This window comes from Polymorphospora rubra (assembly GCF_018324255.1).
Classification (GTDB): Bacteria; Actinomycetota; Actinomycetes; order Mycobacteriales; family Micromonosporaceae; genus Polymorphospora; species Polymorphospora rubra.
The window spans coordinates 3452433-3475622 of the sequence record NZ_AP023359.1; the positions used below are offsets into that span (position 1 = coordinate 3452433).

25 protein-coding genes, 1 tRNA gene and 3 pseudogenes are annotated in these 23190 nt (G+C 71.2%); 18 read left to right on the plus strand and 11 right to left on the minus strand.

The annotated features are described in order from the left end of the window. Window positions 1–5 precede the first annotated feature (5 nt). The 6 genes from Prubr_RS15875 (at window position 6) to Prubr_RS15900 (ending at window position 5381) form a co-directional block, all read left to right on the plus strand. Entirely contained in the window at window positions 6–872 is an 867-nt protein-coding gene (locus Prubr_RS15875; RefSeq protein WP_212826206.1) for a PH domain-containing protein, read from the plus strand. A gap of 100 nt (window positions 873–972) precedes the next feature. After that, window positions 973–1611 (plus strand): SigE family RNA polymerase sigma factor, encoded by a 639-nt coding sequence (locus Prubr_RS15880; RefSeq protein WP_212826209.1) that lies wholly within the window; start codon window positions 973–975, stop codon window positions 1609–1611. 508 nt (window positions 1612–2119) lie between these two features. Further along, complete coding sequence (locus Prubr_RS15885) at window positions 2120–2833, plus strand: hypothetical protein (RefSeq protein WP_212826211.1); 714 nt, start codon at window positions 2120–2122, stop codon at window positions 2831–2833. Between the two features lie 61 nt (window positions 2834–2894). After that, window positions 2895–3749: a PHP domain-containing protein gene (locus Prubr_RS15890; RefSeq protein WP_212828095.1), complete on the plus strand. Its 855-nt coding sequence runs from the start codon at window positions 2895–2897 to the stop codon at window positions 3747–3749. A gap of 25 nt (window positions 3750–3774) precedes the next feature. Beyond that, the gene (locus Prubr_RS15895) at window positions 3775–4389 is read left to right on the plus strand and encodes a MarC family protein (RefSeq protein WP_212826213.1); all 615 of its coding nucleotides are present in this window, start codon (window positions 3775–3777) and stop codon (window positions 4387–4389) included. A 155-nt stretch (window positions 4390–4544) separates the two neighbouring features. Next, window positions 4545–5381, plus strand: a complete 837-nt coding sequence (locus Prubr_RS15900; protein ID WP_212828096.1) for a RecB family exonuclease — start codon at window positions 4545–4547, stop codon at window positions 5379–5381. A gap of 9 nt (window positions 5382–5390) precedes the next feature. On the opposite strand, the gene Prubr_RS15905 is transcribed toward Prubr_RS15900, so the two are convergent. Beyond that, window positions 5391–6275: an oxygenase MpaB family protein gene (locus Prubr_RS15905; protein ID WP_212826215.1), complete on the minus strand. Its 885-nt coding sequence runs from the start codon at window positions 6273–6275 to the stop codon at window positions 5391–5393. 103 nt (window positions 6276–6378) lie between these two features. On the opposite strand from Prubr_RS15905, the gene Prubr_RS15910 reads away from it, so the two are divergent. Beyond that, window positions 6379–6861, plus strand: coding sequence for a DUF2231 domain-containing protein (locus tag Prubr_RS15910; protein WP_212826217.1), 483 nt, complete (start codon window positions 6379–6381; stop codon window positions 6859–6861). 1 nt (window position 6862) lies between these two features. Here the strand turns inward: Prubr_RS15910 and Prubr_RS15915 are convergent, their stop codons facing one another. Beyond that, window positions 6863–7201, minus strand: coding sequence for a translation initiation factor 2 (locus tag Prubr_RS15915; protein WP_212826219.1), 339 nt, complete (start codon window positions 7199–7201; stop codon window positions 6863–6865). A gap of 82 nt (window positions 7202–7283) precedes the next feature. Here Prubr_RS15915 and Prubr_RS15920 point away from each other — a divergent pair, with 82 nt between their 5' ends. Continuing rightward, entirely contained in the window at window positions 7284–7499 is a 216-nt protein-coding gene (locus Prubr_RS15920; RefSeq protein WP_212829003.1) for a hypothetical protein, read from the plus strand. Window positions 7500–7622: 123 nt separating this feature from the next. Here Prubr_RS15920 and Prubr_RS15925 read toward each other — a convergent pair whose 3' ends face one another. The 3 genes from Prubr_RS15925 to Prubr_RS15935 form a co-directional block, all read right to left on the minus strand. Beyond that, entirely contained in the window at window positions 7623–8165 is a 543-nt protein-coding gene (locus Prubr_RS15925; protein ID WP_212826221.1) for a flagellar biosynthesis protein FlgA, read from the minus strand. 189 nt (window positions 8166–8354) lie between these two features. Beyond that, window positions 8355–8738 (minus strand): FmdB family zinc ribbon protein, encoded by a 384-nt coding sequence (locus Prubr_RS15930; protein ID WP_212826223.1) that lies wholly within the window; start codon window positions 8736–8738, stop codon window positions 8355–8357. Between the two features lie 104 nt (window positions 8739–8842). Beyond that, window positions 8843–9475, minus strand: coding sequence for a 5-formyltetrahydrofolate cyclo-ligase (locus Prubr_RS15935; protein WP_212826225.1), 633 nt, complete (start codon window positions 9473–9475; stop codon window positions 8843–8845). An 83-nt stretch (window positions 9476–9558) separates the two neighbouring features. Here Prubr_RS15935 and Prubr_RS15940 point away from each other — a divergent pair, with 83 nt between their 5' ends. The 6 genes and pseudogenes from Prubr_RS15940 to Prubr_RS15965 all read left to right on the plus strand — a co-directional run bounded on the left by Prubr_RS15940 (window position 9559) and on the right by Prubr_RS15965 (window position 16176). Beyond that, window positions 9559–11853, plus strand: coding sequence for a diguanylate cyclase (locus Prubr_RS15940; protein ID WP_212826227.1), 2295 nt, complete (start codon window positions 9559–9561; stop codon window positions 11851–11853). Between the two features lie 9 nt (window positions 11854–11862). Next, window positions 11863–12825 (plus strand): UTP--glucose-1-phosphate uridylyltransferase, encoded by a 963-nt coding sequence (locus Prubr_RS15945; RefSeq protein ID WP_212826229.1) that lies wholly within the window; start codon window positions 11863–11865, stop codon window positions 12823–12825. A gap of 61 nt (window positions 12826–12886) precedes the next feature. After that, entirely contained in the window at window positions 12887–14200 is a 1314-nt protein-coding gene (locus tag Prubr_RS15950) for a molybdopterin molybdotransferase MoeA (RefSeq protein ID WP_212826231.1), read from the plus strand. Beyond that, the gene (locus tag Prubr_RS15955) at window positions 14200–14838 is read left to right on the plus strand and encodes a GNAT family N-acetyltransferase (RefSeq protein WP_212828097.1); all 639 of its coding nucleotides are present in this window, start codon (window positions 14200–14202) and stop codon (window positions 14836–14838) included. The genes Prubr_RS15950 and Prubr_RS15955 overlap by 1 nt, the downstream gene beginning before the upstream one ends. Before the next feature lie 200 nt (window positions 14839–15038). Further along, window positions 15039–15838 (plus strand): annotated as a pseudogene (sepX, locus tag Prubr_RS15960) (divisome protein SepX/GlpR). 264 nt (window positions 15839–16102) lie between these two features. Then, window positions 16103–16176, plus strand: a tRNA-Ala gene (locus Prubr_RS15965). A 64-nt stretch (window positions 16177–16240) separates the two neighbouring features. On the opposite strand, the gene Prubr_RS36875 is transcribed toward Prubr_RS15965, so the two are convergent. From Prubr_RS36875 to Prubr_RS15980, 4 genes and pseudogenes are all read right to left on the minus strand, one after another. After that, a complete protein-coding gene (locus Prubr_RS36875) occupies window positions 16241–16912 on the minus strand; it encodes a tyrosine-type recombinase/integrase (RefSeq protein ID WP_246568729.1) in 672 nt (223 codons plus the stop codon). A gap of 119 nt (window positions 16913–17031) precedes the next feature. Next, window positions 17032–17394: pseudogene (locus tag Prubr_RS38225) on the minus strand (site-specific integrase); the annotation flags it as partial. 171 nt (window positions 17395–17565) lie between these two features. Next, window positions 17566–18291: a GGDEF domain-containing protein gene (locus Prubr_RS15975; protein WP_212823158.1), complete on the minus strand. Its 726-nt coding sequence runs from the start codon at window positions 18289–18291 to the stop codon at window positions 17566–17568. Window positions 18292–18457: 166 nt separating this feature from the next. Continuing rightward, window positions 18458–18783 (minus strand): annotated as a pseudogene (locus tag Prubr_RS15980) (hypothetical protein). Window positions 18784–19002: 219 nt separating this feature from the next. On the opposite strand from Prubr_RS15980, the gene Prubr_RS36885 reads away from it, so the two are divergent. The 4 genes from Prubr_RS36885 (at window position 19003) to Prubr_RS16000 (ending at window position 22404) form a co-directional block, all read left to right on the plus strand. Further along, a complete protein-coding gene (locus Prubr_RS36885) occupies window positions 19003–19845 on the plus strand; it encodes a hypothetical protein (protein ID WP_246568731.1) in 843 nt (280 codons plus the stop codon). Continuing rightward, window positions 19821–20669 (plus strand): protein phosphatase 2C domain-containing protein, encoded by an 849-nt coding sequence (locus Prubr_RS15990; RefSeq protein ID WP_212826233.1) that lies wholly within the window; start codon window positions 19821–19823, stop codon window positions 20667–20669. Before Prubr_RS36885 ends, Prubr_RS15990 begins: the two co-directional genes overlap by 25 nt. Window positions 20670–20810: 141 nt before the next feature. Further along, window positions 20811–21233, plus strand: coding sequence for a hypothetical protein (locus Prubr_RS15995; protein WP_212826235.1), 423 nt, complete (start codon window positions 20811–20813; stop codon window positions 21231–21233). Window positions 21234–21981: 748 nt separating this feature from the next. After that, window positions 21982–22404 carry a DUF6086 family protein gene (locus Prubr_RS16000; RefSeq protein WP_246568732.1) on the plus strand — a complete coding sequence of 141 codons (423 nt, stop codon included), beginning with the start codon at window positions 21982–21984 and terminating at the stop codon, window positions 22402–22404. A gap of 195 nt (window positions 22405–22599) precedes the next feature. Here the strand turns inward: Prubr_RS16000 and Prubr_RS37680 are convergent, their stop codons facing one another. Together Prubr_RS37680 and Prubr_RS37685 are read right to left on the minus strand one after the other, a co-directional pair. Next, the gene (locus Prubr_RS37680; protein ID WP_281425921.1) at window positions 22600–22725 is read right to left on the minus strand and encodes a hypothetical protein; all 126 of its coding nucleotides are present in this window, start codon (window positions 22723–22725) and stop codon (window positions 22600–22602) included. Next, a complete protein-coding gene (locus Prubr_RS37685; protein ID WP_281425922.1) occupies window positions 22725–23150 on the minus strand; it encodes a Scr1 family TA system antitoxin-like transcriptional regulator in 426 nt (141 codons plus the stop codon). The genes Prubr_RS37680 and Prubr_RS37685 overlap by 1 nt, the downstream gene beginning before the upstream one ends. Window positions 23151–23190: the final 40 nt, after the last annotated feature.

A 23190-nucleotide genomic window follows, 5' to 3' on the forward strand; every position in this document is an offset into this window, starting at 1 on the left:
CGCCGATGGCGAATCCTCCCGTCGAACCACCCGACCCCGACGAGCCTGACCGACGGCGGCGGGACCGCCGGGAGTACGACACCGAACCGATCCCGGTGGTCCGTGACGACGGGCCCGGCTACTCCGACGGTCCGTCCTACTCGGAAGGGGCCTCCTACTCGGAGAGCGTCGGCTTCGGGCACGAGCAGCGTCCCCGCACGACCACCTGGGTCGACGACAGCGCCTACCCGCCGACCGACATCTCCGAGGAAGAACTCGCCGGCCTCCAGGTCGACGCGTCCGGCATGCCGCTCGGCCCCCGGCGGGTCCTCCCGCTCGAGGACGAGCCCACCCCGCTGGTCGCCCGCTACCTCTTCCCGACGGAGCGCTACCGGGGCGAATGGAAGCGGCACTGGGTGCACCTCAGCACGCCGCTGCTGATCGGGGTCGGCGCCACCTTCGTGCTCGGCTACCTGTCCGGCTTCCTCGCCGGCCAGGAGTTCGGTGGGGTGACCACCATCGCCGTCATCATCTGGCTCGGCATCATGGGCTGGGTGGCGTGGAAGGTCGCCGACTGGTATTTCGACCGGTTCATCCTGACCAACAAGCGGGTCATGGTCGTGAACGGCATCATCACCCGGCGCGTCGCCATGATGCCGCTGCTGCGGGTCACCGACATGAAATACGAGCAGTCGCCGCTCGGCCGGGCGCTCAACTACGGCACGTTCGTGCTCGAGTCCGCCGGCCAGGAGCAGGCGCTGCGCGAGGTCAAGCACCTGCCCAACCCCAACGAGCTCTACCTGCGCGTCGTCGAGGAGATGTACGAGCCGCAGGCGGTCGAGGCCAGGTTGGGCAAGGAGGGCGAGGACAACAAGGCCGACGACGGCGCCTGAGGGAACTCTGTCCGAACATCGGATGAGGTTGGAACGCTCCTCCCTGGCACCTGCCGGCGCTTCGTGACAGCCTTTCCACAGTGCTAGCGAAGGGCGGCAGGTGAGCGGGCAGCGGGTCGACGACGAGTTCCGGGACTTCGTCGCCGCGCGCTCGTCGTCGCTGCTGCGTACCGCCTACCTACTCGCGGGCGACTGGGCCACCGCCGAAGACCTGCTCCAGACGGCGCTGACCAAGACCTACCTGGCGTGGAAGCGGTTGGGCGGGATCGAGGCCGTCGAGCCGTACGCCCGGCGGGTTCTGATCAACACGGCGACCAGTTGGTGGCGTCGGCGCTGGCACGGTGAGCGCCCGACCGAGGTGCTGCCCGAGCGGGCCGCCCCGGACCGGATCGAGGAGCAGCTTGAGCGTGACGCGCTCTGGCAGCACGTCAAGGCGTTGCCGGCCCGGCAGCGGGCCGTGCTCGTGCTCCGGTTCTATGAGGACCTTTCGGAGGCGCAGACCGCCGCCATGCTCAACATCTCGGTCGGCACGGTCAAGAGCCAGACCTCCCGGGCTCTCCACACGCTGCGCAGGCGGCTCGGCGACGACGGTGTGCGAAGGACCCCGGCCCCCGCGGCGACCGTCCCGGACGGCGAACGGCTGCCGCCCGCACCCCGGATCCGACCCGCGGTCACCCCCGCCATCCGGCCGGCGGTACTCGCGGCCGGTGCCGGTCCGGCCACCTTGGAGGGCCGGTGAGCAGGCTGGAGGACGACCTGCGGGAGCTGTTCGCCGACCGGGCGGCGCCCGATCCGTACGCCACACCGCCGGCCGCCGAGGTCGCCGCCCGGGCGATCCGCCGCGGCGCGGCCGTCCGCCGCCGCCGCCGGACCGGCGCGTCGGTCGGGGTGGTGCTGGTATTGGTACTCGTGGTGACCGGGGTCGTGCCGGGCCGGGGCTGGTGGCAGCGGGACGACCCGGCCGGACTCACGGTCGGCCTGGAACGGGCGCCGCTGTCGGCGCCGAGCGGTCAGCTGGTCCCGACCGCCGCCGCGGCGGCGTCGCCGTCGCCGGCCCTGGTCGTCCCCGGGGCGGACGCCGCCGCCCTGATGGACGTACCGGCCCGGTGGCCACCGTCGGGATCGACCTACGGGTCGGAGACCAACTGTGGACCACCGAGGGGAGTCGGCTGCCACTGTCCGGTGTGGGGGAGATCGTCCGCGCCTACCGCGTTCCGGTGGGATGGGTCTACGGCGGTGCCACCAACGTGCGCCTGCTGCGTCCGGACGGCAACAGCGTTCCGCTGGGCGGTGGTGGCGACGGCTGGACGGTCAGCCCCGACGGCGCCCGCTTCGCGTACGTCGCCGACGGCGCGTTGCGGGTCGCCGATCTGACGACCGACGGCCTGTCCGTCCGGTCTACCACCAACGTACCGCCCGGAACCGTGCCGGTCGCGTTCCTGGACCGGCGGGTGGTGGTCGCCGGGCGGGTCGGCCACTCCCGCGGCTATGACCTGCTCGACCCGGCCGGCCCCTACCAACCCTCCTGGAACCTGGACGTCACCGCCGTCTACGGCACGGCCGGCGGAGCCGTCGCGGCCCTGATCCGCACCGGTGACCAGGGGCTGTGCCTGGCCGCCCTCAAGGGCCGCGCACACCGGCTCCGGGTGGACCGCTCCGGCGCCTGCACGCTGGGACTGCGTGCCGAGTTCACCCCCGGCCGGCTGGCTCCCGGTGGCGGCTGGCTGGTCGCACCGACCCCCGACGGCCTGGCCCTGGTCGACATCGACGCCGCCCTGACCGGCGAGTACGCGACCGTCGACTGCCCGGTCCGCAGCATCGTGCCGGCCGTCTGGGCCGACAATATGACCGTCGTCGTCGGTGACGACCGCGGCGTCGTGCAATGCCGCACCGACGGCACCCAGCAGGTCGTGTCGTTGCCCCGGGCACCGGCGCGGACTGGCAGCCCGTTCCGCGGATGACCGCGAAGCCGGTCACCGACGTCGACCGGGCCAGCCGGTCGTGACCGTGGATCCGGTGGCGCTGCCGGCCCGTATCGACCTGCACACCCACTCCACGGCCAGCGACGGCACGCTGACGCCGGAGGAGCTGATGGCGGCCGCCGCCGGTGCCGGGCTCGACGTCGTCGCGCTGACCGACCACGACACGACCGCCGGCTGGGCAGCGGCGGCCGGGGCGCGGCCGGCCAAACTGACGCTGGTACGGGGAGCCGAGATCTCCTGCCGCTGGTACGGGACCCGGGCGGCGATCCCGCTGCACCTGCTGGCTTACCTGTTCGACCCCGCCGAACCCGCACTGGCGTCGGAGTTGGCCCGGGTGCGCGCCGCCCGCGAGGTGCGCGGCGAGCGGATCGTCGACCTGCTCCGCGCCGACGGCGTCGACATCACCTGGGACGAGGTACGCGGGTACGCCGCCGGTGGCACCGTCGGCCGGCCGCACATCGCCACCGCGCTGATCCGGGCCGGCCTGGTCGGCACGACCAGCGAGGCGTTCGAGCCCCGCTGGCTCGGCGAACGCTACCGGCTGCCGAAGGACGACATCGACGTCTTCACCGCCGTACGGCTGGTTCGGGAGGCCGGTGGGGTGCCGGTCTTCGCCCATCCACGGGCCACCCGGCGCGGGCGGATCGTGCCCGACGAGTTGATCGTCGAACTGGCGGCGGCGGGCCTGTTCGGCCTGGAGGCCGACCACGCCGACCACTCGCCGGCCGAACGCGCCCACGTCCGGGCGCTCGCCGACGAGCTGGGGCTGGTGGTGACCGGGTCGTCGGACTTCCACGGCACCCACAAGACGGTACGGCTCGCCGCCCACACCACCGCCTCCGAGGCGTACGAGCGGATCGTGTCGGTGGCCCGCGGCGTCCCACCGCTCGGCTGATGAGGGCTGCGGTTACCTTGACCGGATGGATCTGAAACTGTTCGGCGAGGTCTTCCTGACCCTGCTGGTGATCACGGATCCGCCGGGCATGGTGCCGATCTTCGTCGCCCTGACCAGCACGCTGCCCCGCCGCGAGCGGTACCGGGCCGCGTGGCAGGCGGTGGCCCTGGCACTGGGTGTGATCGTCGTGTTCGCCGTCGCCGGGCAGACGCTGCTCGACTACCTGCACATCGACCTGCCGGCGTTGCAGGCCGCCGGTGGTCTGCTGCTCGTGCTGGTCGCCCTCGAACTGCTGACCGGCAAGGCGAACGATCCTGACCAGCAGGCGACCGCCAACATCGCCCTGGTCCCGTTGGGGACCCCGCTGCTGGCCGGCCCGGGAGCGATCGTGGCGACCATGCTCTTCGTGCAGCGCGCCGACGGGGCGGCCGACTATCTCGCGATCGGGGCCGGCATCGTCGCGGTGATGACGGTCGTCTGGCTGACCCTGCGGTTCTCCGGCGGGATCGTCAAGGTGCTGCGCCCGGGCGGCATCGAGGTGCTGACCAGGATCGCCGGCCTGCTGCTCGCCGCGATCGCGGTCCAGTTGATCGCCGACGCGGTGGCGGCGTTCGTCACCCAGTACGTCCAGCAGGGGTGAGCCGGCACGGGAGTGCCGTGGCCGCGGGTGTCGGACCCGGATGGCAGGATCGGGGCGTGCGTAGGCCGACCTCTTCCACGACCGGTTCGTCCCGTTCCCGCGGCGCCGCCCCCCGGCCGCGCGGCGGCCAGCCGGAGCAACTCGGCTTCGACGGAATGCCGGAGCGGCTCTTCGTCTGCACACCGAGCAAACTGGGCAGCTACACCGACTGCCCGCGCCGCTACCGCTACTCCTACGTGGACCGGCCGGCCCCGCAGAAGGGGCCGCCGTGGGCACACAACTCGCTGGGCGCCAGCGTCCACACCGCACTACGCAACTGGTACGCCCTGCCGCCTGACCGGCGCCGCCCCGACGCGGTCGCCGGCCTGCTCAAGGCCACCTGGGTCCGGGAGGGCTACCGCGACGTCGAGCAGGAGCGCGAGCTGTACCGGCGGGCGCTCGACTGGCTGGAGTCCTACCTCGACGGGCTGGAGCCGGGCGACGACCCGCTCGGCGTCGAACGGGTCGTCGCGGTCAAGACCGCGGTGCTGGCCTTCAACGGCCGCGCCGACCGGATCGACCTGCGGCCCGGCCCCGACGGCGAGCCGGAGCTGGTGATCGTCGACTACAAGACCGGCCGCAGCGGAACCGACGCCGACGACGCGCGGGGCTCGCAGGCGCTGGCGCTTTACGCCTACGCCGCCGAGCGGGTGTTCCGGCGTCCGTGCCGCCGCGTCGAGTTGCACCACCTGCCGTCCGGCACGATCGCGGCGCACGAGCACACCCCGGAGTCGATCGCCCGCCAGCTCAGCCGCGCCGAGGACACCGCCCGCGACATCATGGCGGCCGAGAAGGCGGTGGCCGACGGCGGCAACGCCGACGAGGCGTTCCCCACCAGTCCGGGCACGCTGTGCGCCTGGTGCGACTACCGCCGGCACTGCCCGGCCGGCGCCGACGCGCCGGTCAAGGAGCAGTGGTCGGCCGTCGAGCGGCTGCTGGCTCCCGACGCCTGACCGCCCGCCTCAGACGGCCGCTTCGAGCCGGGCGGCCCGGGCCATCGCGGCCTGGTAGATGGGCCCCTCGACGTAGCGGCGCGGGACCGCGTTCAACGCCAGCCGCAGGCCGCGTACGGACAGCTCCGCCGACAGGTCGGTGGTGGGCAGGCCGAGTCCGCCGTACAGCCGGCGGGCCCACCCGGGAAGCAGGCCGATGGCGGTGCCGGCGATTCCGAGGTACGCCCACCGGGGCGGCCCGAGTTCGAAGGCCAGCCGCAGCGGCAGGCTCATCTTCCACGGCATCGACGGGCCCCACGGCATCGGCGGGGCGGTGAGGAACACCATCGTCTCGGCGCTGTCCCTGGTCAGCCGTAGCTCGGGGCGTACCTGGCGGTAGTAGTCGGCGACCTGCGCGGCGGTGCCGGGGACGGTCGCCGGGTCGAGGCCGACGAGTTCGGCGGCGAGCCGCTGCTCGGTGTAGTACGTGTCGACGTCGTCGTCGGTCAGTGCGGCACCGGCGCGGCGTGCGGTGGTCACGAACGACTCGACCTCGGTCACGTGGACCCAGCGCAGCAGGTCGGGTTCGTCGATCCGGAAGGTCTCGCCGGTCGCCGGGTCGACGGCCCGCATCCGGGCGTGCAGGCCACGCAGCCGGCGACCGGCTTCCCGCGCCTGCCCGGTGCTGCCGTAGACCACGGTGGCGACGTAGGTGGCGGTGCGGACCAGCCGGCCCCAGGGGTCCGTCTTGTAACCGGAGTTCTGTGCCACGCCGGCCACCGCCCGTGGGTGCAACGCCTGGAGGTAGAGCGAACGCAGCCCGGCGACGAGCAGCACCGGTTCCTGGTGCACCCGCCAGGTCACCGATTCCGGGCCGAACAGGCCGAGGTCGTCGGCGGGGTCGGTGGCAGCCATGCGACCAAGACTGCCACGACCGCGTGGTCGCGGTGAACCACGGAACCCCGCCGCGTCGTGTACAACGTCGAAGGGTCACCCGTATCCGCCTCAGGAGGCGTCCGTGTTCGATGAGTTCATGGGTCTGCCGGCCCACCCGTTGCTCGTACACGCGGCGGTGGTCTTCGTGCCGCTGCTGGCCGTCGTCGGGATCGTCTACGGATTCGTGCCGAAGGTACGGTCCCGGGTCGGCTGGGCAGCCGTGCTGCTCGCGGTGGCCGCACCGGTGTCGGCGCTGTTCTCGAAGATCTCCGGTGAGGCGCTGGAGGAGCGCCTGATCGCGGCGGGCTACGGCCAGGTGATCCTCGACAAGGTCAACGAGCACCAGGCGTACGGCGACCTGACCTTCTGGTTCTCGCTGGCGCTGGCGATCGTGACCGGGGCGCTGGTGTTTCTCACCACCCGAGGCGAGCGCGGCCCCAACGTGCCGTCCTGGCTGCCCACGGTGCTCTCGGTGCTGGTCACGATCCTCGGCCTGGTGACGATGATCTACGTCTATCTGACCGGGGAGACCGGTGCGCAGGCGGTGTGGAGCGGCGTCGTCTGACTCAGAACAGTACCCGTGAGCAGAGCAGGCAGATGACGATGAGCAGTACGGCGCCGCCGACCATCGCGATGCCGTAGGTGAGGGTGCGGGCGCCGCGTTCGTCGGCGTCGATCGACTCCTGGTTCTGCGGCGGCAGCTCGCGGGGAGCCGCCGGGTTGACGACGGTCGGTGGCCGCCAGCCGGTCGTGGCGGGTGTGGTCGGCGGTGGCCCCGCGTACGTCGGCACGTCGGCGCCCGGGTCGGCGGGGGCGGCGGGTCGGGGGGCCGGCTGACCCGGTTCGAGGTCGGCGGGGCGGCGCCAGTATTCGTGGTCTGTCGGGTCACCGCTGGGCGTCGTCACGCCGACTGACGCTACCAACCGGTCGCCGGGTGGTGGCCGGTGACGCTCGGTGTCCGGGCGCGCGGCTGGGTACGCTTCAGCCGTGGACAGATCGGCACGTGTGGTGGACGGGGCGGCGGGGACCGAGCCGGCCGAGATGCGGATCGACGCCGACGACCGGACGGTCGAGTTGGGCGACGACGAGCTGGTGGTGCTGCCCGAGCAGAGCTCGGACGACACCGACCGCGGCTGGGGCGAGCGGCCCAGTTCGAACGACGACCGGCTGCTGGCCGAACGCCCGCCGCACTACGGGGACTGAGCCCGTAGGGCCGGCCGGGGGACTGAGCCCGTAGGGCCGGCCGGGGGACTGAGCCTGCCGGAGCTGGTCGGTGTGTCGGGTCGCTGGCCGCGGCCGGGCGTGCCGGGCCGCCCGGGTGGCCGGCTAGGGCGGCACGACGACCCCGAAGCGGGTCGTCTCCGGCATGCCCAGCGTGCGGTTCGCCTGGTCCGGGGTGAGTGCCAGGTAGAGGGCGGTGGCGCCGTCGACCGCCACGACGTCCAGCACGAGCGCGCCGGCGGCCAGCCTGAGCGGTTCCGACGCCGGCGGTGCCCCGGTGCCGGAAGGTAGTGCCAGCAGGTCGACCCGGCTGCCGGGTCGTACGACCGCGAGTGCGGCGGGCTCGGCGGGTCGCACCGGCACTCCGACCGACCCGACCGGGACCGCCAGCCGGCCGGCCGGGCCGTCGGTGGTGGGGGCGGGCGTGCCGGCCGGGTCCGGCGGATCAGCCCCGACGTCCGACGCGGTCACCGGACCGCAGGCGGCGGTGTGGTCGGTCCCGGACCTTCCGGTGAGCGCCACGGCGGCCAGGGCCAGCAGAACCGTGACCAGCGCGGCCCGCAGCATCGTGGCCGGTCGGGGCCGGCGGGGCCAACGGACCGGTGCGAGCCCGCGGTCGGCGGTGCCGGACCGGATGCGGCGGAACATCGGATGCCTCCCTCCGACCGGCGTCGGACGGCCGGCGGTCGGGTGACCGCCGGCCGCCGGTCGGCAGGGACGCTAGACGGCGACGGCCCGGTCCCGCGGGACCGGGCCGTACGGCTGTGGACGACGGGGAGCCCTGTGGACGACGCCCGTCGGCCGGATCGATCTGTTATGGGGCAGCGCCGCCCGCGGCTACGTCGAGGCGCCGCCGGAGGACGTGGAGCCGCCGGACGAGGAAGTCGAGCCGCTCGACGCGGTGGTGCTCGACGACGACTTCTCCTTCGACCCGGAGCCGCCGGAATCCTTGCTTCCCGAGCTCTTCGCGCCGGCGTCCGACGAGCCGGACGACTCCGTCTTGGCCGGCTTGCCGCTCGTCGACGAGTCGGCGGAGCCGGAGCCGGAGCGGGAGTCGGTGCGATAGAAGCCGGAGCCCTTGAAGACGATGCCCACCGAGTTGAAGAGCTTGCGCAGCCGCCCCTCACAGGCCGGGCACTCGGTCAGCGGCTCGTCGGCGAACGACTGCACCGCCTCGAGCTGGTGGCCGCACGCGGTGCAGGCGTACTGGTACGTGGGCACTTTCTCCTCCGGATCATGGTCATCGGTTGGCACTCGACACATCCGAGTGCCAATGGTGCGCTATTCGGACCGGATTCGTCCAGCGGGAGTGTGGGGCGCGACACTCAGCCGGCCGGCAGTGCCCGTACGCCGTCGCCGGGGGTGATCACCACGCGCACCGGCCGGTCGTGCTCCTCGGCGGGTACGAGATCCAGCAGTTCGCCGTCGTGCAACAGGGCCACGGTCAGGGTCGCCGGGGCGACGCGGGCGAGCGCGCGGTCGTACGAGCCGCCACCGCGGCCCAGCCGGAACCCCCGCCGGTCGACCGCCACCGCCGGCACCACCACCAGGTCGGCGGCGCCCACGGCGGCCGGCCCGAGGCGTGGCCCGGCCGGCTCCCGCAGGCCGCGTCCGGCGGCCACCAGCGGCTCCGAACCGGCGTACTCCGCCCAGTCCAGGTCGAGATCCGGACACAGCACCGGAAGCAGCAGCCGCGGCCGCGACACGCCGGTCGCGGCGAGCGCCGCCAGCAGGAACTCCGGCAGGTCGGGGCCGCCGGGCTCGGCGCCGACCGGCACATAGGCGGTCACCGTCCGTGGTCGATGCTGTCGTACCAGGTCGGCGAGTCCGGCCTGCACGCGGCCGGCGGCGGTCGATCGGATCGTCGCCGGCAGTGACCGACGGCGGGCCAGGACGTTGATACGGATGTCCGTCTTGCACCGTCGCGCCGCGTTCGCTCCATTCGGCAAATCCGACATCAACCGCTCCTGCAACTGGCCGTAACTGAAAGGTTCGTCTGTGTCAGCATCGCACCAACGAGTGCGGAACCTCCGGGGGAAGAGTGACGCTGCGTGGACGGTTGACGACGGCCTTCCTCGCGGTCGTCCTCGGTCCCGTACTGCTCGGCGCCGTCTTCGTCGGTACGACCGTCGCCGCCGTGAGCTACGAACGCACCGTCGACCGGCTGGACGCCGCCGCCGCCACCGTACGCACCTCGGTCAGCGCCCTCTGCCAGCAGATGCTCGCCGCGGCCGACGCGGTCGCCGTACCCGCCGACCCGGCCCGCCGCGCCGGCACCGCCAGCCAGCTGGTCGCCCGCGGGCTGGTGTCGGCCGTCCTGATCAGCGACGCCGACGGCCGGGACGCCTTCGCCACCGCCGGCAACCCGCCACGGCCGTGGGCCGACTGCGCCGCGCAGAACGTTCCCGGCGCCGACTACGAGGCGATCGCGGTACGCGTCGAGATGCGCGCGGAGAGCGGTGCCCTGATCGGCGAGGTCACCGTCACCCAGGTCCTCGACCGCGCCTTCCTCTCCCGGCTGGCCGCCGCGACCGGCACCGGGGTCACCCTCCTGCCGGGCGGCGCGGCCCCGGCCGTACGGCACACCACCGAGCCCGCGACCGGCGTCGACGCGGTCCTCGACGCGGCGTCGCGCGCCGAAGGCGACGCCATCGCCGAGACCGGCACCGGCCGGTACGTCCGCCGGATCGACCCGTCACCGGGCCAGCCGCTCCCGCTGGTGCTCTCCGTGCCCTGCGGGCAGCCGCAGGGCCTCTACGTGGTGCTGATCGGCGCCGTCCTCGCCGCCGGGTTCGCCGCCGTCGTCGCCGCCTGGTGGCTGGCCAGGTCCACCACCCGGCCACTCGCCGAACTGGCCCGGGCGGCCGACCGCGTCGCCGACGGCGACCTTGCCGCCCGGGTGCCGGTGCACGGGCACGACGAGGTGGGCCGGCTCGCCGACACGTTCAACCGGATGACCCGCGAGACACAGTCGTACGTCCAGGCGCTCACCGCCTCCCGCGACCAGCTCCGGGGACACCTCGCGGTGCTCGGCGACACCCTGTCCAGCACCCACGACCTCCAGCGGATCCTCCAGGTGATCCTCCAGACCGCGCTCGCCGCGACCGGCGCCCGGGCCGGCGTGGTGCTGCTGCTCGACCCGGCCGGCGGGCTTCTGGTCGGCCAGTGCGCCGAAGGACTCGACGAACGCTGGCCGATCGGCCGCAGCGGCCCGGTCGGCACCGCGAAGGTCGGCGCCCGCACCAACGGCGCCGTCGCGGTCCAGGACCGGCCCGGTACGCGGCGCGCCCACCACGACCCGGCGGCACTGCGGGTGGCGCTCGGCAGCGGCCTGCTCGGCGCCGTCGCCGCCACCGGCGAACCGCGCCGGGGTCGGGTCGACCGCGACGGGCCGCACCTGTCCACGCACGAACCGCGCTGCCGCACCTACGTCGCCGTACCGTTCTCGGCGCCCGGGCCGGCGGCCGAAACCCCGACCACCGGCGGACCCACGGGGCGGCCGCCCGGCGGGCTGTGGCCGCCGGCGCTGCCGGCCTCGCTCGGCGTCCTCGCCCTCTACGACCGGCTCGGCTCCGACGAGTTCGACGACACCGACCTGGTCACCCTGCGCACCTTCGCCGGGCAGGCCGCCGTCGCCGTCGACAACGTACGGGTGCACGAGGAGGCCCAGCGGCTGTCGCTCACCGACCCGCTGACCGGGCTGTGGAACTACCGATACCTGAAGGAGTCGATCCGGCGCGAGGTCGAACGCGCCAACCGCTTCGGCCGCATGCTCACCGTCCTCGCCCTCGACCTCGACCGCTTCAAGCACGTCAACGACACCCACGGGCACGCCGCCGGCGACACCGTCCTGGCCGAGTTCGCCCGCCGGCTGCGCGCCGAGATCCGCGAGGTCGACCTCGCATTCCGGCAGGGTGGTGAGGAGTTCGCCGTACTGCTGCCGGAGACCGACGCGGCCGGCGGGGTCATCGTCGCCCAGCGGCTCGCGGCCGCCGTACGCGACGTACCGATCCCGATCGAACCGCACCTCGGCGCCGCGCCGACCAGCATCCCGGTGACCGTCTCCATCGGAATCGCCGTCTATCCCGACCACGGTGCGACCGGCGACCAGGTGCTCGACGCCGCCGACGAGGCGCTCTACGCGGCCAAGGCGGCCGGGCGCGACACCCACCGGGTGGCCCGGTCGGCGCCGCGGCCGGAAACCGGCGAAATCGCTGGTTCGGCCGGCCCGCAGCCACCGGACGACGGCGTCACGTACGCGGGTGGACGGCCCGCCGATGGGCCGGGCGGCGCGTCATCCGGGCCACAGCCGCCACGACAGAGCCGCGGCCGATAGTCTCGCGGAATGTCGGAGCGTGCAGCCAACCCAGGAACGACCACCAGTCCAGCGACCGGACGGCGGGCGGTGAAGGCCGTCATCCCGGCAGCCGGACTCGCGACCCGCTTCCTGCCGGCGACCAAGGTCGTCCCCAAGGAACTTCTGCCGGTCGTCGACCGGCCGGTCCTGCAGTACATCGTCGAGGAGGCCGCCGCGGCCGGCATCGAGGACGTGCTGCTGGTGACCGGGCGTGGCAAGACATCGATGGTGGACCACTTCGACCGTCAGCCCTACCTGGAGTCGAGGCTGGCCGAGAAGGGCGACAAGAAGCGCCTGGAAGCCGTCCGCCGGCCGAGTGAACTGGCCGAGATCTTCACCACCCGCCAGCACGAGCCGCTCGGGCTGGGGCACGCGGTCGGCTGCGCCGAGTCGCACATCGGCGACGAGCCGTTCGCGGTCCTGCTCGGCGACGAGTTCGTCGACCTGGCCGAGCCGCTGCTGCCGGCCATGCTGGAGCTGCAGGCCCGCACCGGCGGCATTGTGCTGGCCTTCATGGAGGTCGACCCGGAGGAGACCAACCGGTACGGCATCGCCTCGGTCGCGCCGCCGGAGGAGGGCCTCGACGCGATCGCCGACGTCGTACGGGTCACCGGCCTGGTGGAGAAGCCGGCACCGGCCGACTCGCCCAGCAACCTCGCCGTACTCGGCCGCTACGTCCTGCCCGGCGTGGTCTTCGACGCGATCCGGCGTACCGGCCCGGGCAGCGGCGGCGAGATCCAGCTCACCGACGCCATGCAGACCCTGCTCGACGAGGGCCTTCCGGTGCACGGCATCGTCTACCGCGGCACCCGCTACGACACCGGCATGCCACTGGGCTACCTCCAGGCGGTGGTGCAGATCGCCGTACAGCGCGAGGACATCGGCCCGGCGTTCCGCGAGTGGCTCGGCCAGTTCGCCGGAGCCGAATCGTTCCGCGGACCAGGCACATGACAGGCCGGCTCGACGGGCCCCGTGCCGGCCGCGTGGTCACTGACCGTGACGAGGTGACGATGTGACAGCCACGGCCGATGCCGAGGCGGCCGCCAACGAGTTGACGCCGCTCGCCGACTACCTGGGCAGCGTGCTGCGCAGGCTGCGGGCGCTGCCCCCGCTCGACCTCGACCTCACCCAGGCATACGGCAACGTCCTCGCCGAGGACGTTGTCGCGCCACATTCTTTCCCGGCCTTCGACCAGGCCGCCATCGACGGCTACGCGGCGCGCTGGGAGGACATCACCGGGGCCGGCCGGGGCGGGTTCGCCTCGGCCGGTTCGTCGTTGGACGGGCGCGGCCGCGGCGTGCGTATCAACGTCGTCGGTGACCTCGGCGCCGCCAGCTGGCGCCCGGTCCGGCTCACCCCGGGCACCTGCTTCTCGGTCGCCGCCGGGGCGCCCCTGCCGATCGCCGCCGACGTCGTGGTGCCGATCGACTGGACCGACCAGGGCATGGCCGCCGTCGAGATCTTCCGGACCCCCAAACGCGGATACGGCGTACGCCGGGCCGGCGAGGAACTGCCCGCCGGCAAGGTGCTCGCCCGCGCCGGCGCGTACGTCTCGCCCGCCCTCGTCGCCGTCTTCGCCGCCACCGGGATCGGGCACGTCGTCGTACGCCCCAGCCCACGGGTGGTCCTGGTGGCCACCGGCGACGAACTCGTCGACGTCGGCCGGGGCAGCCAACCGGGCCAGGTCGTCGACGCCAACTCGCACGCGCTGACCGCGGCGGCGGTCGAGGCCGGGGCGCTCGCGTACCGGATCGGCATCTGCGACGACGATCCCGAAGGGCTGCGGGGGCTCCTCGAAGATCAGACGTTGCGGGCCGACCTGATCATCACCACCGGCGGCACCGGGACCGGCCCCGGCGACATGGTGCGCCGGATCCTGTCCCGCCGCGACGGCGGCCGGCCCGGACCCGTCGCCTTCACCGACGTCGCGCTGTACCCTGGTACCTCGCTCGGATTCGGTACGGTCGGTGCCGAGGAGGTGCCGGTCGTGTGTCTACCCGGTGAACCAGGTGCGGCGTTGATCGGTTTCGAAGTGCTGGCCAGGCCGGCGATCCAACTCTTGGCCGGGGCCGACCCGGTCTTCCGCCCCAGCGTGCGCGCCCATCTGCTGGAGACCGTGTCGTCGCCGGCCGGGCTGCGCGAGTTCCGTCCGGCCCACGTCGCCGAACGGCGCGGCGGCGGCTACACCGTCCAGCCGCTGCCCGGCGGGCCGTACACGCTCTCCGGCCTGGCCGAGGCCAACGGCCTGCTGGTGCTCGGCGAACGGGTGACCACGGCGGCCGCCGGCTCCACGGTGGACGCCCTGCTCCTGGACCGCAGACGGTGATGTTCGGCGGCGTGCCCGGCTGGCCGGTCGTCCTCGCCGACGGCCCGGTCCTGCTGCGCCCCTACCGGCGCTCCGACGCGGCCGCCTGGTCGGAGGTACGGCTGGCCAACGAACGCTGGCTGGCGCCGTGGGAGTCGACCCCCGTCGGCCGGTGGGAGGAACTCAACTCGCCCAGCGCCTTCCGCTACGTCCACCGCGACCAGCGCCGTTCGGCCCGCCGGGGCGAGAGCATGCCGTTCGCGGTCTGCCTGCGCGAGCACGGCCGGGAGCGCTTCGTCGGCCACATCAACCTCGGCAACATCGTGCGCCGGGCATTCTGCTCCGGTTACGTCGGCTACTGGGTCGACGCCCGGGTGGCCGGCCGCGGTGTCATCCCGACCGCGATGGCACTCGCCGTCGATCACGCCTTCACCGCCGGCGGCCTGCACCGGGTCGAGGTCAACATCCGCCCGGAGAACAAGCCGTCACGGCGTGTCGTGGAGAAGTTGGCTTTCCGTGAGGAGTCCTACCATCCGCGCTACATGCACATCGCCGGCGCCTGGCGCGACCACATCGGATACGCCCTGACCAGCGAGGAAGTCGCGGCCGAAGGCGGCCTGCTGGCCCGCTGGCACCGCCTGCACGCCGCCGCCTCTTGATCTTTTCCGGTTGCCCCGGTCGGCGCGGCGCACGAGAATCCCGGCAACCGGCCGTAACCTCAGGTAACTGGGACGTACGGCAACCTCACACACCTTCATGATTCGCCTGATCAGGGGACCGCACCCGAGCATCGCCGACGCGTCCCGCGCGGATCCTGTCGGGAACGTCGGTTGCCGCTGGGGTGACGGGAGGGGAGAGAGTGCCGACCTCGGTGCTCCTCGCCGTCCTCGCCGCTGCCGGCCTACTCGCTCTCGCACCGGCACTCGTACGCCGATACGACGCCACCGAGCGGCTGGTCGCGGAGCGGGCGCAGTCGACGGCGCGGGTGCTTCAGCGCCGCCGACGCCGCCGGACCGTGCCCGGCCGCCGGCCGGTCAACGGCGGCCGGTCGACCACACCCAACCCCCGGGCCAACGCACCCGTCTCCGGACCACCGGTATCCGTCTCCGGCCCGCCCGGCGCCCGCCGCACCACCCGGCTACGCCTCGTGCCCTTCGCCGCCACCCGCCCCGTCGCCGCCCACCGGCCCGCCGCGGCCCGACGGCCATGCACCGCCGACGCCGGGTCCTCGCCGCCCTCCTGCTGCTCAACGTCGTCGAGCTGATCGGCGTCGTGGTCGTCGGCCCCGGTTTCTGGATCAGTTTCGCGGTGACCGCACTGCTGCTCGCGCTCTATGTGGTGCACCTGCGCAACCGGGCCATCGCCGGCCGGCGCCGGCAACGCGCCGAAGCCCGCGAAGCCGCCTGGCTGTCCGCCCGGCAGGCCGAGGTACGCCGCGAGCAGGCCCGCCGGGCGGCCGCCCGCCGCGAGGCGCAGCGCCGGCTGGCCGCCCAGCGCGAAGCCGTACGCCGGGCCGCGATGGGCCTGGACGGGGCACGGGACCTGCCCCAGGCCGCCTCCGGCAGCGGCGTCACGGGCTCGGTGTCGTACCGGCGGGCGGGTGGGCTGCGCGGACGCGCGTACGAGGCCGGCCGCCCCAACCCCCGCGACTCCCGCTGACCCGTTCCTCTTTTGGCGGGCCGGGGCGAAGCCTTGATCGTCTGCGGTTCAGACAGTCGACACGCCGTGCCGGGAACGCCTGAACCGCAGACGATCACGACGACCGGAGCGGGCGCGGACCGGGCGGTGCTGTCGGGTGGGCGGCCGACGGGGTTGACGCGCCGGGTACTGATTCGCGGAGCGAGCACCCGACCTGTTAGCCTGACTCCCGGCTCGCTCCACGAGAAGTGGTGCGGGTCGACCTTCCGGGCTCCGGTCCGGTGAGGGGCTGTGGCGCAGACTGGTAGCGCACCTCGTTCGCATCGAGGGGGTCAGGGGTTCAAATCCCCTCAGCTCCACCCACACCACCAATGACCAGCGGAAACGCTGGTCATTGATCGTTTGGCGCAGATCCGGCACAACTCAGCCCGAACGCGCCGCCCCTGGGCGGTTCCCCGCAGCCTCCCGAAGCGCCGTGCTGACGATGTTGCGGCGACGGTTCTTCTTCGGCCACCAGTGCACGTACGTCTCCAGGGTGATTCGCAGGCTGGAGTGCCGTAGAGCGTTCTGCACGTCGGTCGGGTCGGCCCCCGAGGTGATCAGGCGAGTAGCGAAGTAGTGCCGCAGGGAGTGAAACGTGCCTTCGTCGGGCCAGCCCGCCGCCTTGCGCCAGCCACGCCACAGGTCGGACCAACGCTGGTCATGGATCGGTCTGCCCTGTTCGTCGGTGAACAGCAGCGGGACCGCACGGCGCTTCGCCTGCTTCCCAGGGTCCGGAGTCCCGGCGGTGATGTCGGGCAGCTCGACCAACGCGGGCGGGTACTTACGGACGTGTTCCGCGAGCACCAACGCCACATGGTCGTCCAGGTCCACGTCACCGACCGAACCCGCTTTCGGCGGAGCGAGGTAGAACCCGCCGTACTCACTCTTGTGGAAGCGGAGCTGCTGAACCACGTGCAGTTCCTGGCGGGGCCGGTCGACGCACCGCACCCCGTCCTCCAAACCGAGCACCTCACCCAGGCGCAGCCCTTCGCCCGCGCCACACCAGATAGCCGCCTGATAGCGGTCGGGAACGACGTCGACCAGGGCGAGCATGTCCTCATCGGTCGGCACCCACTTCGGGCACGAGAGAAGCCCCGTAGGATCGCCGACAGCCGCACCGCCTTGCACGGGTTGTCAGAGATCACCCTGTCTGCGACGGCCGCGTTCATGACGGCGTTGAACAGGTCGAAGTAGGTCTTCACCGACGACTGCGCCACGTTGTTCCGCAGCAGCAGCGCCACCCACTCCAGTACGTCCGTGACCGTAATCGCCCGCATCTGCCGCTTGCCAAGGTGGGGGTAGAGATGGTGTCGAAGGCGGGACTCCGTGTGGCGTTGGTAGTCGAGGGCTTGCCCGATCTGACGCGAGAGCCGCCACCGCTCGCCATATTCACGGAAGGTGACCTGTCGTTCCGCCGGGTCGACCTTCGTCTCTTTCGCGACACCGGTACGGGCATTCAGGTCGAAGGCTTCCGCGTCGGTCTTGCGTTCGAACAGCCGTTCTCGGGGCTCACCGGCGGCGTCGGTGTAGCGCACCCGCCACCGCTTGCCCCTGCCGTGCCGTTTGGAGGGGAGCCGCCCACTGTGGAGTTCTCAACGAACAATCTGCCGAGGATCCGACCGCATGGGCCGCATTGCCACCGGCATAAGCGCCCCGACCCGACTCGAACGGGTCACCCACCAGAAAAGGGGCGGGGCCGAAGACTTCTACGCGGCCAGAGACACCCTGGCCCGGCCGTCCACACCGGACACATGGCTGGTGGGTCGGGCCTGGTCACGACGGCGACCGGTGTCGCTGCCGGCGGCCGGTGGCACAGCGGTGGTGATCGCGGTGACCGTCCGGTTCGCCCGAGCCGCGTACATGGCGGCATCGGCAGCGCTCAGCCACGCACCGATCGAGTGGCCAGGACCGGCCAGGGTGGCGCCGATGGTGGCACCGACCGCGAGGCTTCCACCCTCGTACGACGCCGGAGTGGTGACGCGAGCATGGATACGCGGCAGCCAGCCCGCGAGCCACCCGTCAGCGTCAGCGCCACCAGACGCGGGACCGGTGGTGACGATGGCGAATTCGTCCCCGCCGAGTCGAGCAGCGATCCCCGCAGGTCCCGCGATCCCCCGAAGCCGCGCCGCAACCACGGTCAGGATGTGATCCCCCGCGTCGTGACCGTGCCGATCGTTGACCGCCTTGAAACCGACGAGGTCGACCAGGGCGACGACGACCGGCCGCCCCGCCTGGTAAGCAGTGGCGATGAACCGGTCAGCCGCCTGAGTCAGCCCAGCCCGGTTCGCGATCCCGGTAAGCGGATCAGTGGCAGCCGCCCGCCGAGTCGCAGCGAGTTCGGCCCGAAGAGAGCGGCGCGCGGTGAGGTAGCCGGCGGTACCGGCCAGCGCGACGACAGCGGCGGTAATCGAGTGGCGCCGGAGGGGAGACACACCAAATCCTTTCGTCACTGTGCGTAACCGTGTTTGGGCATGTGGAACCGCGCCGGGAGACCCGACGCCGTGGCGCCTATCAGATGTAGAGCGAGGAGTGAGGCCAGCACTCGGGCCGAACCTCTCGGGGCGTAGCGACCTCACCCCTCGCAAGCAGGAATGCCGCTCAGCGAGCGGTCTTGAGCCCCTGGGCCTTCCAGGTCAGACCCGACCGCCCGTCCCGCTCCCAGTGCGACACCGTCGGCCCGATCAGCTCCACCAACTCCCCCTCCTCGACCTGGCCCGGGTCCATGGTCAGGGTGATCTTCAGCTCCTCACCCTTGCCCCGGTAGCCGTCCTCGGTCGCGATCGGCTTCGCGAACACCGCCACCGTGAACAGCGGGTCACTCGTGCCGTACGCCGTGATCACCTTCCCCTCCTGTCCGCCTTCACCGACGGCTCCTCCACCACCCGCAGCTTGTAGCCAGACAGGTTCACAGGGATGTTCCGCATGTCGCCTCGTTCTTCTTCGATCCTTCGTGCTTCGTGTCGTTCACGCTTCTGACCGGGCGCCGTGTCCCGACGACTCCGCCGCCCGTTGCCGGCCCTTCGCCGCCTTCTCGCGCTTACTCCCCCTAAACGCCGCCCTCATGACCAACCGAGTGACGTTTAGGGGGTGTAAGCAAGAGTGCAGCGTCTTCCGCAACTGTCAAGGGGGTCTAAACTGCGGACGTGAGCGAGCCTGCTGACCAGTTCGAGCGCGTGCGCCGTGAGCCCGACCCGCTGCGGCGAGCAAAGCTTGCCAGTGAACTGATCTTGGTTTACCAGCAACGATCCGTCGAGCTTGCTCGTCTCCGGAAGGAGGCGATCAACAGAGCGGCGACCGAGCGAGGGTTGTCGTTCACCAGCATCGCCGCCGAACTCGGCCTCACCCGTGGCCGGATTACCCAGATCCGCCAGACTGCGCCACCGGCTGAACGTGTGTTCTTCGGCGTCGGCCCAGTCACCGTTGCGATCCCCGAACGCCAGGTCTCCGGCCGAGCCCTGCCGATGATCTCATCCGAGGACACCCGGGCAGCAGACATGGTTACACGCCTGCTCACCGATCTGGCCTTCCAGGTCGAGCGCTTCCGCATCCCACCCAACGGCGAGTGGCAGCCCCAAGGCGACGTGGTCGCCATCTGTGGCCCAAAGTCCTCCCATGTGACAGCCGAAGCAATCAAGTCGGACCCGTTCCTGACGTTCGAGCCAGACGAGTCGGGGAAGTGGACAATCCGTGAGCGCGACGGCAGCCGGACCTACGAGTCACCGATGGATGACGCACGCAGCCAGGGGTGGTCTGACGTTGCCTACGTTGGGCACCTTGCCTTGGCCGACGACCGCCGCACGCTGCTCGTGGTCGCCGGGGTCCACGCGCTTGGCTCGGTTGGGGCGATTGACTACCTCAGCCGCCATTTATCCGACCTATACGCCAAGGTTGGCACCAGACGATTCTCAATGGTCATCGCCAGCGATCACGACGGTGAGACAGTGACCAGGAGCGAGCCGCTATGCAGCCCCCGCGTACACGAGTAGCCGCGATCCGCACCGCCGAACGGTCGGGCCGGGATCGGCCGAGCGAAGACCGTATCTTCACAACCGCCAACGCCGTCATCCTGCTCGACGGCGCATCCCAGCCCGACGCCAGCAATCACGACGGCGGGTGGTATGCCGACACCCTGGGCCACGAACTCCATCAGCGCCTTTCTGCTGAGCCCCATGGCGACCTCGCTGCGCTGCTGGCCGATGCGATTGCTGTTGTGGCCGAGCGACACGAACTGACGCCCGGCGCCGCGCCGTCCGCCACGGTGAGCATCGTGCGGTGGGACGAACACGCCGTAGACGTGCTGGTCTTGGGTGACAGTCCCGTCACCGCGCTGACCCGCAGCGGCACGATTCACCTCGTACGTGACGACCGACTCAAGGGCGTCGGCCTGGCCCAGCGCCAACAACTCGCTGCGTCCGCCGGGTTCGGCTTTGATGACCACGATCAGTGGCGACGCCTAGTCGACGCCGAACGCGCTCAGCGCAACCAGCCCGGGGGATATTGGATTGGCGAAGCGGCACCCGAGGCTGCCAGCCATGCTTACCGCGCCCGATGGGACCGTGACGACCTAGTCGCCGTTCTCGTCATGACCGACGGAGTTTCAGTCGGCGTCGACCGCTACGGCGTACCACCCGACTGGCCGTCCGCATTCACGCTCACTCAGGATGACCCAGCCCGCCTGGTCGAACTTGTACACGATACCGAAGCAACGGATCCCGACGGCTTACGATGGCCGCGCAGCAAGCGCCACGACGACAAGGCAGTGGCTTTCATTCGGTTTCGCGCTGCTAGCACAACATTGCAGACCTGGTAGTGGTCCAGGCCAACCCGCCCCTTGCCCGTCTGGAACAGTTCCTCGATGCTTCAGCGAGAGCTGGCCACTTGCGCAGGGGTGTGTAGCAGTACAGGGCGGGATGACCAGCACAGGCTGGGCGATAATCGGTAGGGTAGATAGGTGACGGACGAACGAGAAGTTTTGGTAGTGCGAGGGCAGGAGCAGATGCGGTGTCGACTTCGCTGGACGCTCCTTCCGGATCGGACCTATCGGCTTGTGCTCGGAGGTCCAACGGGCGTTGTTGACGTCATCGGTCGTGACCTTTTCGCGGCGCTGCAAGATATCAGGCGCATGTTAGAACATGGCGGATGGGTTATCGCAGTGCAAGGCGCTCGTGTCGATAGTCATCCATCTGGAATGGTTCGCGACATGCTGGGAGCGCGCCGTGTGTATATCCTTCAAAAGGGCAGGCATGTAGCACGAGAGCACCTGGTGGACATATTTGCCGAAGCTGAAGTGTCGCAAATCGGTACTGTAGACGAACAGGTCGAGTTCTATCGACTGTGGCGAAACAGTCGTGCTGCAACGCCATCACCGGACTAGATGAAGGCGAAGTGACCTTGGAGTACTGAAGCGTAGCGTGTTCAGACTTTCTTTACTTGGTCAAGGGCGGGCCGCAAGCGGCCCGCCGCCTTGTCGCGCCGGGGCGCGCATGCGGCCTGGCGGCCGGTCACGCCCCGGCGCACGGCGCGACAGTGGGAAGCCGTAGAGACAGCCGCGCGGGCCAAGCCAGCCGGCGTCGACCGCGGACCAGGAGCACGCGCGGCTCTGGCGCCAGCCTCGACCGGACGCCGCGGCAGTGGACCGACGGGAGCGCGGTGGTCGGGCTGGCTGGGTACGCCTCCGGTGCCGTCGTGGTTCAGCTCTCGAAGACCGGGAAGAGTGGTCGCCCGGTTGCCGACTTGCGGTGACTCCTCACGCTGGCACCAATTCCGCCGGGTCCGCCGAGGTCATCAGTCGGTGGCTGGGGTTACCTGAGGCGAAACGGACGAGATGTTGCCCGGTGAGCGCAGGGGAGGACCGGCAAGCCCCAAGCATAGGGGCGGTGGCCGCAGGGGGCACGCCGGTCGCCCAGGAGCCGACTCCGCAGCCGCTCGGGGTCAGGTCAACCACTCACCTGGGAAGGGGAGGGGTTGCCGCCGGGTGCCAGCTCGGACCCCAGGAGCCGGGTCCATGCCGGGCGAAGTCGGGTCAACTGTGCCACTGTGGCGGTGTCCGCCGAGGGCACTGTCCGTGACACGAGAGCCGACTCAGAGCGTGCTTTAGATGTCCGGCCTGGGATCATGGCGCAGTGAGTCAGTACTTCCAGGTTGGCGATCTTGTGCTGTGGAATCCGTCCAACACAGTCGCGCAACTGTTCGCCCGCATGACCGAAGCGATGGTGCTGGTCGCCGGGTGCCCGTCAGGCGTCGGACCGGACATCGGACGGGACGAGTACGAGATCGACCCGGACACCTTCGCGGCGTTCGTGGACGCCCTGACCGCGCGGTACCTGTCGACGAACCATCCCATCCTCACAGCGATGCTTGAGGGGTATCTGCCCGCGGCGCTCGTGATGGTTCAGAGAAGTAGCCGTCACGTGCCGGCGATCAGACGGTCGACCACACGGGACAACCGGGACGTCTCACTCAACCGCGACGGCTTCGACCCAGACGGTGACCGGCAGCGCCTCCTGAATCTGGCCGAGAGCCACGCCCGGGCGATGCCCCACTGAACCGGCGGCCAGGACGACACCCGTTGCATGATCATCGGGCACAGATCCGGCACAACTGAGCCCGGAAACGGGTGTAAAACGTCGACAGTCGTTGCGCGTTGCTGCCCTGCTCACGCGCCGGATCTGCCTGATTCGAGTTGATCTATCGGCCGTGCCTGGCATTAGGGGTTCAAATCCCCTCAGCTCCACTTCGAGTCAAGGCTTTCTCTGGATCAAGAGACGGCCTTTCTGGTTTGCATCTTCCCAGCCTGTGCGGGGTTCGACGTAGATGCGGCCGGCGAGGTTGTCGAGGTAGCCGACCTCCGGGTGCGGGTCCGGCATCAGGAACACCTCGAACGGCCCCAAGCCCGAGCGGCGATGTTGACGTCGGGCCAGATGACCTTGATGTTGATCCGGGTTCGTTGGGCGAGGGCGGCGACGTGTGCGAGGGGTTCGCGCATCAGGTCGGGCTCGGGCGTTCTCACGTGGAGTGCGGCTTCGTCGATGACGACGTTGAGGCGGTTCGTGCGGGCCTTGAACGCCCGCTGCCGGGCGATGAGCTTGTCCACGAGCCGGCCCTGGTGGTCGGTGCGCTCTTCGTCCGTTCCCGCGGTTGGATCACGTACGCGGTGCAGGCGGGGGTTTGGAGTAGGTCGGGGAGTAGATGTTGATGCTGGTGGTGTGTTCTTCGAGCCAGGCGCCAGGCGCGAATCGCCGAGGTTAGTGAGCCGTCGGACGACGACGCCGGAGAATTCCCGAGATTGCACTACCGATAGCTACGGCCAGGGCCGAGATGAGACCGCCGAT

What these genes read in the sequence shown, in the direction of transcription:
- Prubr_RS15925 (WP_212826221.1), bottom strand. Translation starts at nt 8,165, where the DNA reads ATGTTCCGCCGCATCCGGTCCGGCACCGCCGACCGCGGGCTCGCACCG.
- Prubr_RS15955 (WP_212828097.1), top strand. Translation starts at nt 14,200, where the DNA reads ATGTTCGGCGGCGTGCCCGGCTGGCCGGTCGTCCTCGCCGACGGCCCG.
- Prubr_RS15945 (WP_212826229.1), top strand. Translation starts at nt 11,863, where the DNA reads ATGTCGGAGCGTGCAGCCAACCCAGGAACGACCACCAGTCCAGCGACC.
- Prubr_RS15990 (WP_212826233.1), top strand. Translation starts at nt 19,821, where the DNA reads ATGCAGCCCCCGCGTACACGAGTAGCCGCGATCCGCACCGCCGAACGG.
- Prubr_RS15900 (WP_212828096.1), top strand. Translation starts at nt 4,545, where the DNA reads ATGCCGGAGCGGCTCTTCGTCTGCACACCGAGCAAACTGGGCAGCTAC.
- Prubr_RS37680 (WP_281425921.1), bottom strand. Translation starts at nt 22,725, where the DNA reads ATGCCGGACCCGCACCCGGAGGTCGGCTACCTCGACAACCTCGCCGGC.
- Prubr_RS15875 (WP_212826206.1), top strand. Translation starts at nt 6, where the DNA reads ATGGCGAATCCTCCCGTCGAACCACCCGACCCCGACGAGCCTGACCGA.
- Prubr_RS15895 (WP_212826213.1), top strand. Translation starts at nt 3,775, where the DNA reads ATGGATCTGAAACTGTTCGGCGAGGTCTTCCTGACCCTGCTGGTGATC.
- Prubr_RS15935 (WP_212826225.1), bottom strand. Translation starts at nt 9,475, where the DNA reads ATGTCGGATTTGCCGAATGGAGCGAACGCGGCGCGACGGTGCAAGACG.
- Prubr_RS36875 (WP_246568729.1), bottom strand. Translation starts at nt 16,912, where the DNA reads ATGCTCGCCCTGGTCGACGTCGTTCCCGACCGCTATCAGGCGGCTATC.
- Prubr_RS15905 (WP_212826215.1), bottom strand. Translation starts at nt 6,275, where the DNA reads ATGGCTGCCACCGACCCCGCCGACGACCTCGGCCTGTTCGGCCCGGAA.